Source organism: Paracoccus amoyensis (assembly GCF_014490725.1).
Taxonomy (GTDB): Bacteria; Pseudomonadota; Alphaproteobacteria; order Rhodobacterales; family Rhodobacteraceae; genus Paracoccus; species Paracoccus amoyensis.
Genome location: NZ_JACOQL010000004.1, coordinates 450873 through 465615, shown reverse-complemented (window position 1 = coordinate 465615; position 14743 = coordinate 450873). Strand labels below are relative to the sequence as shown.

The following is a 14743-nucleotide window of genomic DNA, read 5'->3' as shown; positions in this document are numbered from 1 at the left end:
TACGCTTACCGGAGCCTGTCATGACGGACAAACCCGAATATGTCCTTGCCCCACCGGCAATCCCCTCTGTTCCGGTGGCAGGGGACAGTCGCCGTTTTGCCGTTCGCCGGATCTATTGCGTGGGCCGGAACTATGCCGACCACGCGCGCGAAATGGGCCATGACCCGGATCGGGAGCCGCCGTTCTTCTTTTCCAAACCCGCTGATGCGCTGCTGACGAACGGCGCACCCCTGCCCTATCCCCCACAAACCCAAGAGCTGCATTTCGAGGGAGAGCTGGTTGTCGCCATCGGCAAACGCGGCAGCAATGTCACCCCGGACGAGGCGCGCAACATGATCTGGGGCTATGCCGCCGGAAATGATTTCACCCGCCGCGATCTGCAAGCCATCGCCAAGAAGGCAGGCCGCCCGTGGGACATGGCCAAGGGCTTTGACCACTCGGCGGTTTGCGGCGCGTTGTCGCCTATCTCAAAGATCGGACCGCTGACCAAGGGGGCGATCAGGCTGACGGTCGATGGTGAGCTGCGGCAGAACGCCGATCTGGCAGACATGATCTGGCCGGTTCGCGATGTGATCGCCCATCTGTCACAATTGATTACGCTGATGCCCGGCGATCTGATCTATACCGGCACGCCCGCAGGTGTCGGCCCGGTCGAGCCGGGCAGCAAGGTCCGGGTCGAGATCGAAGGTCTTAGCCCGCTGGAAACGCGCATCATCAGCGCAGAATGACCTGATCCCGCCAGTGCGGTTGCCCATTGGCGGGATCAGGCGTCTTATTTGTTGACCGCCGACCCGGCACCTGTCGCAATTTGCAATGTCGCCCATTCTTGCGCGGCGGTATTGCGGGCAGCGGCTGCCGACAACCGCGCCGAAAAGCGCGAACGATCCGCTTCCAACAGGTCCAGCAGCGCAAGTTCGCCGGCCTCGAAATTCTCACGCGCCATGGTATAGGCGCGGCTGTAAGAGGTTGCCGCCTGATCCAGCATCGCGGCACGGCTGCGATAACGCCGCAGGTTTGACTGCGCGGTCTGCACATCCTCAACCGCCTCGGCGACCGAGGACTTCCACGCGATTTCTGCCTGACGCGCCTCGGCCTGACGACGTTTGCGGGTCGCGCCCAATGCGGTCTGGTTCAGCACCGGGATCGACACGCTTGGGCCAAAGCCCCAGCTCGTATTGCCACCGCTGTCTGATACCGTGCCCGTCAGCGACACCGATGGCAGCATGTCGGCGGTCGCTACACCAATTTCGGCCAGCGATTGGGCATAGGAATATTGCGCGCTGCGAATATCGGGGCGTGTGCGCAGCAGATCGGCCGGAACGCCGGTGCCCGGACCGGGCGGTGTGCGCAACTGCGACGAACCGCGCTTCATCTGTGCCAGCAGGGGCTGCGCCTGCAGGTTCAGAAGGGTGGACAGCCGGTAAACCTGCGCGTTGAACTGCGCCTCGTAATTCGGCAGATCGGCCTGGGCGGTTTGCAGCAAAGCCTCGGTCTGGGCGACGTCGTATTGTGTTGACACGCCCACGCCCGCCATGTTCCGCGTCACATCCAGCGTATCGCGACGGCTGGCAATCGTTTCACGGGTCAGCGCCATGGCCTGCTGGTAATAGCGCGCATCGGAATAGGCGGCGATCACCTCGGCCAGCCATGCAAGACGGGTGGTTTGCAAATCCGCCTCGGCCGCCTGATAGGCTGCACGCCGGCCTTCGCGTTCGCGACGCGCCCCACCGAACAGATCAAAGACAAACGCCGCGGACAGCGAGCTTGAATTGGCCGTGCCGACGGACACACCGTCGCCGCCGGCACGCTGCCTTGCGCCCGTCCCCGTGCCGGAAACCTGCGCACCAAGAACGCCTGCGGCCTCCAGATCCGCGCGGGCCGCACGGATCGCTTCGTTCGCGGACAGAATATCGAAACTTTGCCCCAGACCGTTCGAAATGAGCTGGCTCAGCATCGCATCGTTATAGCCGCCCCAAAAGGCCACCTGACTGCCGGTTGCGCGGCCTTCGCCTTCGGCAAAGCCAGCCTGCACCGTCGGCACGGGCAGATCGTTCGGATCGGGACCAACAGCCGCACAGGCGGACAGCGCCAGCAGCGAAACCAACAGGCCCCGGCGTCCATATCTAGTCGTCGTCATGCAGTTTTCGGCTTTCTTCTAAACAGTTTCACGCCTTCCAGCACGGCCACATAGAAGACAGGGATCAGGAAAATCCCGATCACGGCGGAGGAGGTCATCCCCCCAAGAACGCTGATCCCGATCGAGTTCTGCGCCCCGGCACCGGCGCCGCTGGCAATGGCCAGTGGCAGAACACCCAGCATGAAGGCAAAGGTGGTCATCAGAATCGGGCGAAGGCGCATCTTGGACGCCTCGATCGACGCATCCAGCAGGGATTTGCCCTTCGCATGCAGTTCCTGCGCAAATTCGACGATCAGAATGGCGTTTCGCGCGGCAAGACCGATTGTCGTCAGCAAGCCCACCTTGAAATAAACGTCATTCGATTGATCGAACAACAGTGCCCCCGCCAAAGCGCCCAACACCCCAATCGGCACAGTCAGGATCACGGCCATCGGGACGCTCCAACTTTCATAAAGCGCGGCAAGCGCCAGGAACACGACCAGACCGGACAGTGCAAACAGCATCGGCGCCTGATTCCCCGACAGGCGTTCCTGATAGGACAGCCCGGTCCATGCGGTGCCGTAACCACCATCCATATCGGCGACCATTTCTTCCATCGCCGTCATTGCGGCACCCGATGAAAGACCTTGCGCGGCGGCACCGGACAGTTCCATCGCGCGGGTGCCACCATAGCGCGCCAGCGCCTGCGGTTCCTGATCCCAGACCTGTGTGGCGAAGGCACCAAAGGACACCATTTCACCCTGATCGTTGCGGGCATACCAATGTTCGATATCCTCGGGCTGGGCACGGGCATCGGCTTCGCCCTGCACAATCACCGGACGCAATTCCGTGCCAAGCGCGAAGTCGTTCACATCGCGACCGGCGAAAATGACCGACAACATTGCATTCACTTCGGAAATCGACAGGCCGAAAGCGGCAGCCTTTTGTTGGTCGATATCCAGCCGCAGCGAGGTTTCAAACGGCGCCTCGTTCCCGCGCAGGTTGGTGACGCGCCCATCTGTCTGTGTCGTGGCGACCAGTTTATCGGCTGCGGCGGACAATGCCTCTTGCCCGTTACCGGACTGATCGACCAGATACATCTGAAAGCCGGATGACGACCCCATGCCCTGAATCGCAGGCGGTTGCAGGAAATAAACCGAACCGGAACGGTTGGACGTGAAGAAATGCGCGTTTGCGCGTGCCACCAGCGAGGCGACATCAAGACCCTCGCGCTCGCCATATTCGCGCAGTTTCGCAAAGACGATGGCGTTATTCTGACCGGTGCCGGTAAAGCTGAAGCCAAGCGCGGCAAAGACGGATTCAACGGTCTCGGATTCCTCTTCCAGCAGGTATTTTTCGATCTTTTCCACCGTTGCCGTGGTTTGCGTCACGGTTGAACCGTCCGGCCCCTGGATCATGACCATCATCACGCCCTGATCTTCGTCCGGCAGGAACGATCCTGGCAGTTTCTGATAAAGCGCAAAGGCACCAAATCCGATCAGCGCCAACAGGACCAACATGCGGAACGGACGCCTGACCAATCGCGCAACCACGCTGCCATAACCATTGGTCGCGCGATCCAGATTGCGATTAAACCAGCGGGCGGGCGCAATGCGGTTTTCATGCCCACCCGGTTTCAGCAGACTGGCGCACAGCGCAGGTGTCAGGATCAACGCCACGCCCAGTGACAGCACCATGGCCGTGATGATCGTGATCGAAAACTGCCGATAGATCACCCCCGTCGCACCAGACATGAAGGCCATCGGCAGAAACACCGCCGACAGAACCGCCACAATGCCCACCAGCGCCGTGCTGATTTCCTTCATGCTTTTTTCGGTGGCCTCGGGCGCGTCCAGCCCGTCTTCCTCCATCACACGTTCGACGTTTTCGACCACCACGATGGCGTCATCGACCAGCAGGCCGATGGCCAGAACCAGCGCGAACATCGTCAGCGTGTTGATGGTAAAGCCTGCGACGGCCAGCACCCCGAAGGTGCCCAACAAGACCACCGGGATCGCAATCACCGGGATCAGCGTTGCCCGCCAGCTTTGCAGGAAGCAAAGGATGACCAGAAACACCAACACCACGGCCTCGCCCAGGGTGTGATAGACCTGATTGATGGATTCCTCGACGAAGGGCGAGGTGTCGTAGGGGTAAACCACATCGACGCCAGCGGGCAGCGATTTCTGAATCCCCGTGATGACTTCGCGGACAGCCTCGGCCGTGGCGACCGCGTTGGCGCCCGTTGCCAGATTGACCGCAAAACCCGCACCCGGTTTGCCGTTATAGCGGGAATCGCCACCATAGCTTTCCTGCCCCACCTCGATCCGGGCCACATCGCCCAGAAACACGGTCGAGCCATCGGGATCGACGCGTAGCAGGATACGTTCGAATTCCTCGACCGTGGAGAACTGCGATTGCGCCGAAAGGGTCATGGTCAGGCGCTGGCCTTCCGGTGTCGGCTGCGACCCAAGGCTGCCCACGGTGACGTTCGTGTTCTGCTCGGACACGGCCGAGGTCACATCGCTGGGCGTCACCGAATATTGCGTCATCTTCATCGGGTCCAGCCAGATCCGCATTGCATAGCCGGAACCAAAGGTGTTGATCGAACCCACGCCCGGCGTCCGCTGAACCGGATCCTTGATCATCTGTTCGATCAGATCGCCCAGTTGAACCGAGGAAAAGCTGCCATCGCGACTGGTCAACGCCCCGACCAGAAGGATGGATGAGGTTGAGCGCGTGACCGAAATCCCGTTCTGCTGCACAAGATCGGGCAATTGCGAAGTGACAAGTTGCAGTTTGTTCTGCACCTGCACCTGCGCGATATCGGCATCAACCGTATCATCGAATGTCAGCGAGATCGAAGACGATCCCGGCGTCGAGTTCGAGGTCATGTAGATCAGGCCATCAAGACCGGTCATCCCGTCCTCGATCACCGTCGTGACTGAATTCTCGACGATTTCGGCAGACGCGCCGGTATAGGTCGCGCTGATCCGCACCGTTGTCGGCGCAATCTGCGGATATTGTTCGATGGCCAGCGTTTGCATGCCAAGCGCGCCAACCAGCATGGTCACAAGCGCAAGCACCCATGCGAAAACAGGGCGGTGAATAAAGAAGCTTGCCATTCTGAATTACTCTACCGTGGTTTCGTCGCTGGCGGGGGCTGCGGAGTCGGCGGGCTCTGCCGTCTGTTCCGGCTGGGCCGCCTGTTCCGGTTGTGCCGACGGGCCGGTTTCACGAACAACGCCGGTTTCGTCATAGCTGACGGGGATCGTGACGACTTCGGCACCCTCGGTAAGGCCGGTCAGGCCATCGACGGCCAGCAGTTCGCCCTCTGCCACGCCATCGGTGACGATCCAGCTGTTCTGATAGGTGCCGTCATCGCGCAGATTGCGCTGCTGGGCCTTGCCATCCACGATCACCCACGCCGTCAGCTGCCCAGTGCGGTTGCGCGTCGCCGCCGATTGCGACACCAGAATGCCGCGCATGGTGCCCAGATCAACCTGCCCGCGCAGGAACATCCCCGGCAGGATCAGGTTATCGGGGTTGGCAAACCGGAACCGCGTATCAACCGCGCCGGTCGAGGTGGACACCGTGAAGCCCGGTGCCAGCAACTCCCCTTCGGCCCGATAGGCCTCGCCGGTTTCCAGCGTCAGCGTCGCCGTCAGATTTTCGTTCATGGCCAGACGGCCCGAGGTGATGTCGTTGAACACCGACAGCATCCGGACGGAAGGTTCATACATATCCACGTCGATGGGGTCCAACTGCACGACCGTCGCCAGTTCGTCCGACTGGCTGGCCGTGACCAGATCGCCAACGGACACTTCGGCCACCGTCGCCATGCCATCAATCGGGCTGGTCACGGTCGTCCATTCCAGCTGTTTCTGGGCAAGTTGAAGCGACGCCTGCGCCGTTTGAAGTGCCGCGCGTGCCTGATCCAGCGTTGCCCGCGCGGTATCGACCTGCGCCTGCGTCGTCCCTGAACCAAGCAGACGTTCGGTCCGGCCATAGGATGTTTCAGCCTCGGTCAGGGCCGCCTGGGCCGAGGTGACGCTGGCCTCGGCGCTGGACAGATTCGCGTCATAGGTCGAACGGTCGATCTGAAACATCGGATCGCCCTTCTTCACCGCGCTGCCCTCGGTATAAAGGATTTCGGTAATCATTCCGCCAACCTGTGGGCGGATCAGCGCATCGGCCCCGGAAACAGCCCGTCCCGGCAGCGTGACAATACGCGGAATATCCTGGGTTTTCAGTTCGATGACGCCAACCTGTTTTGGCGGCATCTGACCTTCCTGTGCAAAGCTGGCGGCGGTCATGGCGAACAGCCCGGCAAGGCCAAAGCAAATCGTGGAACGAAGTTTGGTCATGTAGTAGATCCTTGGGAGTGGGCTGAAACGCCTTCGAAAAGCAGTTTTGGAATGTGGCAGATTGCACAATACTACACTGTGTGCAATATTTGCTTTGCCTGAATTACTGGAGAAATCTGACCTTGGCCGTGAACTCAACGCTTCGTGATCGACGCAAATTGCAAACCGCAGCCGATATCCAGCGCGCGGCGGTCAGTCTGGCGCTGCATTCTGGCTATGACACCCTGACGACAGAGATGATCGCGGCCGAAGCCGGGATCAGCCTGCGCACCTTTTTCAACTATTACCCCAACAAGGATGCCGCCATCGTCGGCCACCGTCCGGTGATCGACACGGAAAGCGCGGAACAGTTCAAGGCATCGTCCGGCCCGCTGATCGACGCCCTGTTTCAGATGCTGACACCGATGTTGACCGCCAAGATCATGGATCGCGAGGTTGCGAAGATGATCGGAGAGTTGATGAACCGCTCACCCGAATTCCTTTCGCTTTTCTACACCTCGCTGAATACCTTGCGGAACAACTGACGACCCTGATCAGCGACAGGCTTGGCCCCGAATATGAAGACGAATCCGAACTTCTGGCGCATATCGTCACGCATTCCATATCCTTCGGGTTCAAGGCATGGACCGAGGATGCGTCAATATCCCGCGATCAGATTACGGTCGTCGCCCAACAGCGCATTCGCTCGCTGACGACGATTTTGCTCAATTGCCAACATCCCGCCAGCTAGACTGCCGGGCGCCGATATCCCAAAAAAGCCCTGCCATCACACGCAACGCATCGCGCGACAGTGATTTCAGCACATGTTCATTCGGCGCGTGTTGTGAACAGCCGCGATAGGAATGCGGCACCCATACCGTTGGCAGGCCCAGAATATCGGTGAAAGCCTCATTCGGCAGCGAACCGGCCAGATTGGGCAGGATATGGGGCTTTACACCCGCGGTTTCCTGCAACGAGGCCGCAACAAATCGCGCCCATTCGTGGTCTGGATCAAGTCGCGTCGCGTTAAAGAAATCACGCTCTGACGGCCGAACCTGAACCTGCTGATAGCCATGCCGGTCCAGATGGCGACGCAGGGCCGGCAGGATGTCATGCGGATCGGTGCCAACCACATAGCGCAACTGACAGATCGCACGAGCCTTGCCGGCGATTGCATTCACGGGCGCCTCCGGCACGCCCGCCGTCATCGCCAGAATGGCAAAGCTGTTCCAGCCATAGGCGCGTTCGGCAGGGGTCAGGCTTTCTTCGCCCCAATCCGGGTCGACTTGCGGCCCATCCGGTCCACCCGCGATCGGCAGGTCGGCCAGTGCTGCACGGACCGAAGGGGTCAGGCTGTCGGGACGCCATTCGGGCACCTGAATTTGTCCGCGCCGGTCGGTAATGGTTGCCAGCGCATGGCACAGGACCATTGCCGGATCGGCCAGCAGACCACCCCAGTTGCCAGAGTGATGCGCCCCGTCGCGCAAATCCAATGAGACGTCGAAGTTGATGACGCCGCGCGACCCCATGAAGATCGTCGGCACATCGGGTTGCAAACGCGGGCCGTCCGAGGCGATCAGAACATCCGCCGCCAGGATCTGTTTCTGCTGGCGAAAGAATTCCGCCAAACCGGTCGAGCCAATCTCCTCGGACATTTCCAGCACGATCTTGATGTTGAAGCCAAGCTGACCACGCGCAGCAATCACCGCCTCTAGCGCGGCGATGTTGATCAGGTGTTGCACCTTATTGTCCGCCGCGCCGCGCCCATACAGCCGGTCGCCTTCCTCTACCAGCTGAAACGGGTGCAGTCCGTCGCGCCATTGATCGGTTTGGGCGCGAATGACATCGCCGTGGCCATAGGTCAGCACGGTTTCAAAAGCCGGGTTTTCGATGCGCTGACCAATCAGCAACGGTCCGCCGCCGGGCACAGGATTGGGATAGACGGTACATTCAAAACCAGCTGCAGTCAGACGCGGAACCATGGCCTCGGTTAAATAGCGGGACAGCTCCAAGGTTTGATCGGGGTTCTGACTTTCGGTGGGATAGGCCACCAACGCCGCCAGATCAGTCTGAAACACGCCGCTGTCAAAGTAGCTTTCGACGTCCTGAACGGCACCTTCGCGCGTCATGCGGCCCCCATTGCTTAACGAATACGGGCAACTGTGGCATGACGGACTGACGAGTTGCAGCCCCTTTTCGTGCTGCGCCGTGGATTTATGGGCGGCCGGGAATGGTGAACGATCAGACTGCCAATGTCCCTGACCGCGACAACCACCGCCAAACACCGACGGTCAAACACTGACGGCGGTCGTGCTACGGATCGTCGAAAACCCCCTGCACGACCCCATCCACCCATGCCCGCAAGATGACCTGCGCCACCGCACCTTTTCGCGCCGGTGCTATCTGGTCATGTTGCCCGGCCAAGGCCCTGGCCATGTCGCCCTTGCTGACCCAAAGTGCCTGTTCCAGCTCATGCGGGTCGATGGTGATGTCGACGCTTTCGGCCCGACCGACGCAGCCGATCATCAGCGACGCCGGGAATGGCCAAGGCTGTGATGTGACATAACGCACCTTGCCCACCCGAATGCCTGCTTCCTCCATCACCTCTCGCCGGACGGCTTCTTCGATCGTCTCGCCCGGCTCCATGAATCCTGCCAGCAGCGAATACATCTTGTCCGGCCAATTTGACTGACGCCCCAACAGCACATGGTCGCCATCCAGAATCAGCATGATCACCACCGGGTCGGTGCGCGGGAAATGCTGACGCCCGCAGGATGGGCAGTCAAAACGCCAACCGGCATGCCCAACGCGGTTGCGCGCCCCGCAATTGGCGCAGAACCCATGCGTCAGCCGCCATTCAAAGATGCCCTTGGCCGCCGCAGCGATCCCCGCATCGCGATGGTCGATATCGCCCATGATGGCCCGCAATTCGATGAATTTGCGGCTGTCGGTCAGATCCAGAGTCCGTTTGTCGACAAACTCTGCCGGAAGCTCGTCTGGCGGCGCGATATAGGACACATCTGCCGCAAAATGGGCAAGGCCGTCATCGTCCATCCCCATGAAGACCAACGGCTCGGGGCAATTGACGATCAGTGGATCAGTAGCCGAAATCCACGCCAGACGCGGCCCCACAGGCGTCAGGTCAAACAGCGGCTTGCCGCGCCAAAAGGGGGAAACGCGGCTTGCAGGATCGACCAGCAGCCGCGCCATCTGCGCTGCATCCGCACGCAGCCGATCGGCACGATCCAGAAAGCTGCCCGCAAAGGTCACATCGGATTCAGGTATCATGCATGCAGGCTGCAACGCAGCCACAGCACTGGCAATAGCGGAAAGGCTGGCTGCGGGGAAACGCTTGACTTAGAGTGCACTTCAACCCGTAGTTTCCGCCGCGTCTGACACGAAAGGACGCCATGAAGATCGCCGAACTTGCCCGCCGCACCGGTCTGACTGCACATACCATCCGCTATTACGAGCGGATCGGTTTGATGCCGCGTGCCGGCCGTGACGGGGCGGGTCATCGCGATTACGGAGCAGATGCGCTGATCTGGATCAGCTTCCTCGGCCACATGAAGGCCGCTGGCATGCCGATTCAGGAAATGCTGCATTACGCGCGATTGCGGGGGCAAGGTTCGCAAACCGGGCCGCAACGCGCCGATATCCTGCGCCAACGGCGTGAGCTGGTCGCCGCCCAGATCACCACGCTACAGGCGACCCTTTCCGTGCTGGACGACAAAATTGCTGGATATGACGCGGAAGGGATAAATCATGCAGATCGAAACCAGACTTGAGCGCGGTCAACGCCAACTTGCGAAAATTGACGGGGCGGGCGGGCAGGCCGTCGTTGACGCGCTTGCCGATATCGCCCCCGATTTCGCGACATATTTGTTGGAATTCCCCTTTGGTGACATCTATTCGCGCAACGGGCTAAGCCTGCGGGACCGTGAAATCGCCACGATTGCGGCGCTTGCGGCCATGGGCACCGCCACCCCGCAACTGAAGGTGCATATTCAGGCCGGGCTGAACGTGGGCATCACACGGGATGAGATTACCGAAATCCTGATGCAGATGGCGGTCTATGCAGGCTTTCCCGCCGCGCTGAACGGGCTGTTCGCCGCGAAAGATGTATTTGCAGCAGAACCTGAATGACCTGCAAAGGCTGCCACTTTTATTCGCCCACTATCGCGGCTAGATAAGCGGCGACTGACAAGGACGCATTCATGGCACGCCACCTCATCACCTCTGCCCTGCCCTATATCAACGGCATCAAGCATCTGGGAAACCTCGTAGGCTCTCAGCTGCCAGCCGATCTGTATGCGCGCTATCTGCGGACGCGCGGGAATGAGGTGATGTTCATCTGCGCCACCGACGAACACGGCACACCCGCCGAGTTGGCCGCCGCCAAGACGGGCGAGCCGGTCGCGGAATATTGCGCCCGGATGCACGGCGTCCAAACCGAGCTGGCGCGGGGCTTTGGGCTGTCCTTCGACCATTACGGCCGGTCCTCCAGCCAGCGAAACCACGCTCTGACGCAGCATTTCGCGGGCAGGCTGGCCGACAATGATTACATCCGCGAAGTCAGCGAAAAGCAGGTTTATTCCGTCGATGATGGCCGCTTCCTGCCAGACCGCTATATCGAGGGCACCTGCCCCAACTGCGGCTATGACAAGGCGCGGGGCGATCAGTGCGAAAACTGCACCAAGCAGCTGGACCCGACCGATCTGATCAATCCGCACAGCGCCATCAGTGGCAGCACCAATCTGGAAGTGCGCGAGACCAAGCACCTTTATCTGCGCCAATCCGCCCTGAAGGGCGAGATCAGCGACTGGATCGACAGCAAGAAAGACTGGCCGATCCTGACGACGTCGATTGCGCGGAAATGGCTAAACGATGGCGACGGGCTGCAGGATCGTGGCATTACCCGTGACCTGCACTGGGGCATCCCGGTCAAGCGCGGCCAGCAGGCCTGGCCGGGGATGGAGGGCAAGGTCTTCTATGTCTGGTTCGATGCGCCGATCGAATATATCGCCTCGACCGCGGAATGGGCGGATGCCCAGGGCAAGGCAGATGCAGACTGGCGCCGCTGGTGGCGCAAGGATGAAGGGGCCCAGGACGTGACCTATACCCAGTTCATGGGCAAGGATAATGTGCCGTTTCATACCCTTGGCTTTCCGGCAACGATCATCGGCTCGGGTGAGCCGTGGAAGCTGGTCGATTATATCAAATCCTTCAACTACCTGACCTATGATGGCGGCCAGTTCAGCACGTCGCAGGGTCGCGGCGTGTTCATGGACGACGCGTTGGAGATCCTGCCGGCCGATTACTGGCGTTGGTGGCTGCTGTCCCATGCCCCGGAATCGGGCGACAGCGAATTCACCTGGGACAATTTCCAGCAATCGGTGAACAAGGATCTGGCCGATGTGCTGGGCAATTTCGTCAGCCGCATCACCAAGTTCTGCCGCAGCAAGTTTGGCGAGGTTGTGCCGGAAGGTGGCGAATACGGCCGCGAAGAAACGGCATTGATCGATACGCTGACCACCCGCATCCGCGCCTATGAAGACTTCATGCAAGCGATGGAGGTGCGCAAGGCCGCTGCGGAACTGCGCGGGATCTGGGTTCTGGGGAACGAGTATCTGCAAGGCGCGGCACCATGGTCGACCTTCAAGACCGACCCGGAAAAGGCGGCGATGCAAGTGCGTCTGGGCCTGAACCTGATCCGGCTTTACGCGGTTCTGTCGGCCCCGTTCATTCCGTTCACATCTGATGCGATGCTGGCCGCGATGCAGACCGACATCAGCGATTGGCCTGATGATGTGACGGCCGCGCTGCAAGCGCTGCGGGTTGGACATGCATTCATCGTGCCCGAAGTGCTGTTCGCCAAGATTACGGACGAACAACGCGAAGAATGGGAACAGCGCTTCAAGGGCGTCCGCGCCTGACCCGATCTGCCAATAGCGAGGATCGCCTCAGCCTGCCAAATCATCGGCAGGCTGTGTTTTTTTACCACATAGCGATCGATAAACCGTCCCGGTTGTCTTGTGCCTGACGGTCACGCGACTTATTCCCAACGAAATCACCCAGGCATTCAAACGCATGACCCAGGCAGCATTTCATCTTTTTGCTGACAGGTGCCCGATGCCGCAACCCTCCTCTTCTCCGCTTGACCGACTTAACCTGCGTGCCGCGCTGCTGACGCTGACCGCACTGACGACGCCTGTCGCTGCACTGGCCCAGACGGCGGCAGGCACGCCAGACGCACCCTATGTTCTGGCCCCCATCACCATTACCGCCGGCGGCTTTGAACAGCTTGTCACGGATGCCCCCGCCAGCGTCAGCGTCATCAGCGGAGAGGAACTGGCCAAGGGGAACATCACCAGCCTGTCAGACGCGCTGAAACAGGTTCAGGGGGTCGTGACCACCGGTGCGGCCAACGAAGAGGACATCTTCATTCGCGGCCTGCCCGGCCAATACACGTTGATTTTGGTGGATGGCAAACGACAAGGCACCCGCGAATCGCGCACCAACGGCAATTCCGGCTTTGAACAAAGCTACATCCCGCCCGTTTCCGCAATCGAGCGGATCGAGGTTGTTCGCGGCCCGATGTCGTCGCTTTACGGATCCGATGCGATGGGCGGTGTGGTCAATATCATCACCAAACCCGTCGCCGATGTCTGGAGCGGATCTGTCACGACCGAATTCACCACACCGCAGGATGACAAATACAGCTCGACCCGCCAGCAGTCCTTCCATCTGGGCGGCCCGCTGATCAAGGACACGCTTGGGCTGCAAGTCTGGGGCCGCCACCTGGACCGTTCCGAGGCCGAAGTCACAGACGGTCTGCGTGGTCGCAGTATGGAAAATCTTGGCGCCCGCCTGACTTACACGATCAATCCTGACCATCGCGTCTATCTGGAGGGCAGCAGCACGAATATCGAAGATACCGGGCATGTCGGGAAAAGCATCGAGGAAATCAACGGCACCAGCGGCAATCCGAACACCAACTCGCTTCAGGAAAACAAACGTCATCAGGCATTGCTCGCCTATGCGGGCAATTGGGGCACGACCACAGCCGACATTTCCTATTCCCGCGAAACCGGTCGCCGCACGACGGGATCAAGTGACGGGACGACTGATTTCATTTTGTCGGATCGCTCGCCCAAGATCATCAACAGCGTGATTGATGCCAAGTTCAACACCCCGGTCAACTGGCAAGGGGAACATCGCCTGACCTATGGCGGGCAGTATTTCGAAGCCAAGCTGCACGATCAGAACCCCGGTCTCGGCGATGGCGTCATTCGCAGCTATTCCGCATCGCAATGGGCATTGTTTGCCGAAGACGAATGGCAAATACGCGATGATTTCGCCCTGACGCTGGGCATGCGCTATAACGATCACGAAGAATTCGGCAGCCATCTGACGCCGCGCATTTATGGCGTCTGGAGTGCGACCGACGCGCTGACCATCAAGGGCGGCATCTCGACCGGATACCGTGCGCCTGATCTGCGCTCGGTCGTTCCGGGTTACTACTACACCACGCAACGCGGCGCTGGCGTTATCGTTTCCAACCCTGACCTGAACCCCGAAGAAAGCACCAATATCGAACTGGCCGCCCTGTATCACGGCAGCAATTTCGAGGTCGGCGGCACGCTGTTCCAAACCGATTTCGAAAACAAGATTGAAAGCCGCAACACGGGGCGCACGATTGTCGTCGCCGGGACCACCTATAACCGTTGGGAATATTACAACGTGGGCGAGGCCCGGATGAAAGGCGTCGAACTGACCGGACGGTGGGATGTCACGCAGGATGTGCTGCTGCGCGCCAATTATACCTATACCGATTCAGAGCAGTTGACCGGCGATTTCAAAGGCCTGCCGTTGGCACGAACGCCCAAGCACATGCTGAACCTGCGCGGCGAATGGATCACGCCGCTGGATGGGCTGGATGCCTGGGGATCGGTCAATTACCACGGAAAGGAAACCAACGCCGGGTCACGCCTTGGCGACAATGGCACCCCGGTGGCATGGGACAGCGAGGGCAACGTGCTGGCCTATGAATATGATGATTACGTCACGGTGGATATCGGCGCGAACTATCGCGTGAACGACTATGCCACGGTGAACGCAGCCATCTACAATGTGCTGGACAAGGAACTGGTGTCGGATGATGCCAACACGGTTCTGGAAGGGCGCAGCTTCTGGCTGGGTCTGACAGCAGAATTCTGATCCTTTTGACAGGTTCCGCGACCCGCCTGTGGACTTTCACAGGCGGGTCGTCTTTATGTCG

Annotated in this window: 11 protein-coding genes; 6 read left to right on the top strand and 5 right to left on the bottom strand. The window is 60.2% G+C overall.

The annotated features are described in order from the left end of the window. Positions 1-20 precede the first annotated feature (20 nt). Positions 21-728 carry a fumarylacetoacetate hydrolase family protein gene (locus H4P12_RS14815; protein WP_187794424.1) on the top strand — a complete coding sequence of 236 codons (708 nt, stop codon included), beginning with the start codon at positions 21-23 and terminating at the stop codon, positions 726-728. Between the two features lie 44 nt (positions 729-772). Here H4P12_RS14815 and H4P12_RS14810 read toward each other — a convergent pair whose 3' ends face one another. The 3 genes from H4P12_RS14810 to H4P12_RS14800 are packed head-to-tail and all read right to left on the bottom strand — an operon-like array spanning position 773 to position 6483. Then, on the bottom strand, positions 773-2137 hold the full coding sequence (locus H4P12_RS14810; protein WP_187794423.1) for an efflux transporter outer membrane subunit: 1365 nt from the start codon (positions 2135-2137) through the stop codon (positions 773-775). Then, positions 2134-5241, bottom strand: a complete 3108-nt coding sequence (locus tag H4P12_RS14805; protein WP_187794422.1) for an efflux RND transporter permease subunit — start codon at positions 5239-5241, stop codon at positions 2134-2136. Before H4P12_RS14805 ends, H4P12_RS14810 begins: the two co-directional genes overlap by 4 nt. Before the next feature lie 6 nt (positions 5242-5247). Then, the gene (locus H4P12_RS14800; protein WP_187794421.1) at positions 5248-6483 is read right to left on the bottom strand and encodes an efflux RND transporter periplasmic adaptor subunit; all 1236 of its coding nucleotides are present in this window, start codon (positions 6481-6483) and stop codon (positions 5248-5250) included. Positions 6484-6563: 80 nt separating this feature from the next. Between H4P12_RS14800 and H4P12_RS14795 the strand changes: the two genes are divergently transcribed. Further along, positions 6564-7007, top strand: coding sequence for a TetR family transcriptional regulator (locus tag H4P12_RS14795; RefSeq protein WP_187794420.1), 444 nt, complete (start codon positions 6564-6566; stop codon positions 7005-7007). A gap of 180 nt (positions 7008-7187) precedes the next feature. Here the strand turns inward: H4P12_RS14795 and H4P12_RS14790 are convergent, their stop codons facing one another. Then, on the bottom strand, positions 7188-8591 hold the full coding sequence (locus H4P12_RS14790) for a M20 family metallopeptidase (protein WP_187794419.1): 1404 nt from the start codon (positions 8589-8591) through the stop codon (positions 7188-7190). Positions 8592-8775: 184 nt separating this feature from the next. Next, the gene (nudC, locus tag H4P12_RS14785; protein WP_187794418.1) at positions 8776-9750 is read right to left on the bottom strand and encodes an NAD(+) diphosphatase; all 975 of its coding nucleotides are present in this window, start codon (positions 9748-9750) and stop codon (positions 8776-8778) included. A 122-nt stretch (positions 9751-9872) separates the two neighbouring features. Between nudC and H4P12_RS14780 the strand changes: the two genes are divergently transcribed. From H4P12_RS14780 to H4P12_RS14765, 4 genes are all read left to right on the top strand, one after another. Continuing rightward, positions 9873-10250, top strand: coding sequence for a MerR family transcriptional regulator (locus H4P12_RS14780; protein ID WP_187794417.1), 378 nt, complete (start codon positions 9873-9875; stop codon positions 10248-10250). Continuing rightward, entirely contained in the window at positions 10228-10608 is a 381-nt protein-coding gene (locus tag H4P12_RS14775) for a carboxymuconolactone decarboxylase family protein (RefSeq protein ID WP_187794416.1), read from the top strand. The genes H4P12_RS14780 and H4P12_RS14775 overlap by 23 nt, the downstream gene beginning before the upstream one ends. 71 nt (positions 10609-10679) lie before the next feature. Next, on the top strand, positions 10680-12398 hold the full coding sequence (metG, locus tag H4P12_RS14770; RefSeq protein ID WP_187794415.1) for a methionine--tRNA ligase: 1719 nt from the start codon (positions 10680-10682) through the stop codon (positions 12396-12398). 196 nt (positions 12399-12594) lie between these two features. Further along, positions 12595-14682 carry a TonB-dependent receptor domain-containing protein gene (locus tag H4P12_RS14765; RefSeq protein WP_187794414.1) on the top strand — a complete coding sequence of 696 codons (2088 nt, stop codon included), beginning with the start codon at positions 12595-12597 and terminating at the stop codon, positions 14680-14682. The last annotated feature ends 61 nt before the right edge of the window (positions 14683-14743 follow it).

Coding starts and splice junctions, on each gene's coding strand:
- H4P12_RS14790 (WP_187794419.1), bottom strand. CDS start 8,591: ATGACGCGCGAAGGTGCCGTTCAGGACGTCGAAAGCTACTTTGACAGC.
- H4P12_RS14810 (WP_187794423.1), bottom strand. CDS start 2,137: ATGACGACGACTAGATATGGACGCCGGGGCCTGTTGGTTTCGCTGCTG.
- H4P12_RS14765 (WP_187794414.1), top strand. CDS start 12,595: ATGCCGCAACCCTCCTCTTCTCCGCTTGACCGACTTAACCTGCGTGCC.
- H4P12_RS14805 (WP_187794422.1), bottom strand. CDS start 5,241: ATGGCAAGCTTCTTTATTCACCGCCCTGTTTTCGCATGGGTGCTTGCG.
- metG (WP_187794415.1), top strand. CDS start 10,680: ATGGCACGCCACCTCATCACCTCTGCCCTGCCCTATATCAACGGCATC.
- H4P12_RS14775 (WP_187794416.1), top strand. CDS start 10,228: ATGCAGATCGAAACCAGACTTGAGCGCGGTCAACGCCAACTTGCGAAA.
- nudC (WP_187794418.1), bottom strand. CDS start 9,750: ATGATACCTGAATCCGATGTGACCTTTGCGGGCAGCTTTCTGGATCGT.
- H4P12_RS14800 (WP_187794421.1), bottom strand. CDS start 6,483: ATGACCAAACTTCGTTCCACGATTTGCTTTGGCCTTGCCGGGCTGTTC.
- H4P12_RS14780 (WP_187794417.1), top strand. CDS start 9,873: ATGAAGATCGCCGAACTTGCCCGCCGCACCGGTCTGACTGCACATACC.
- H4P12_RS14815 (WP_187794424.1), top strand. CDS start 21: ATGACGGACAAACCCGAATATGTCCTTGCCCCACCGGCAATCCCCTCT.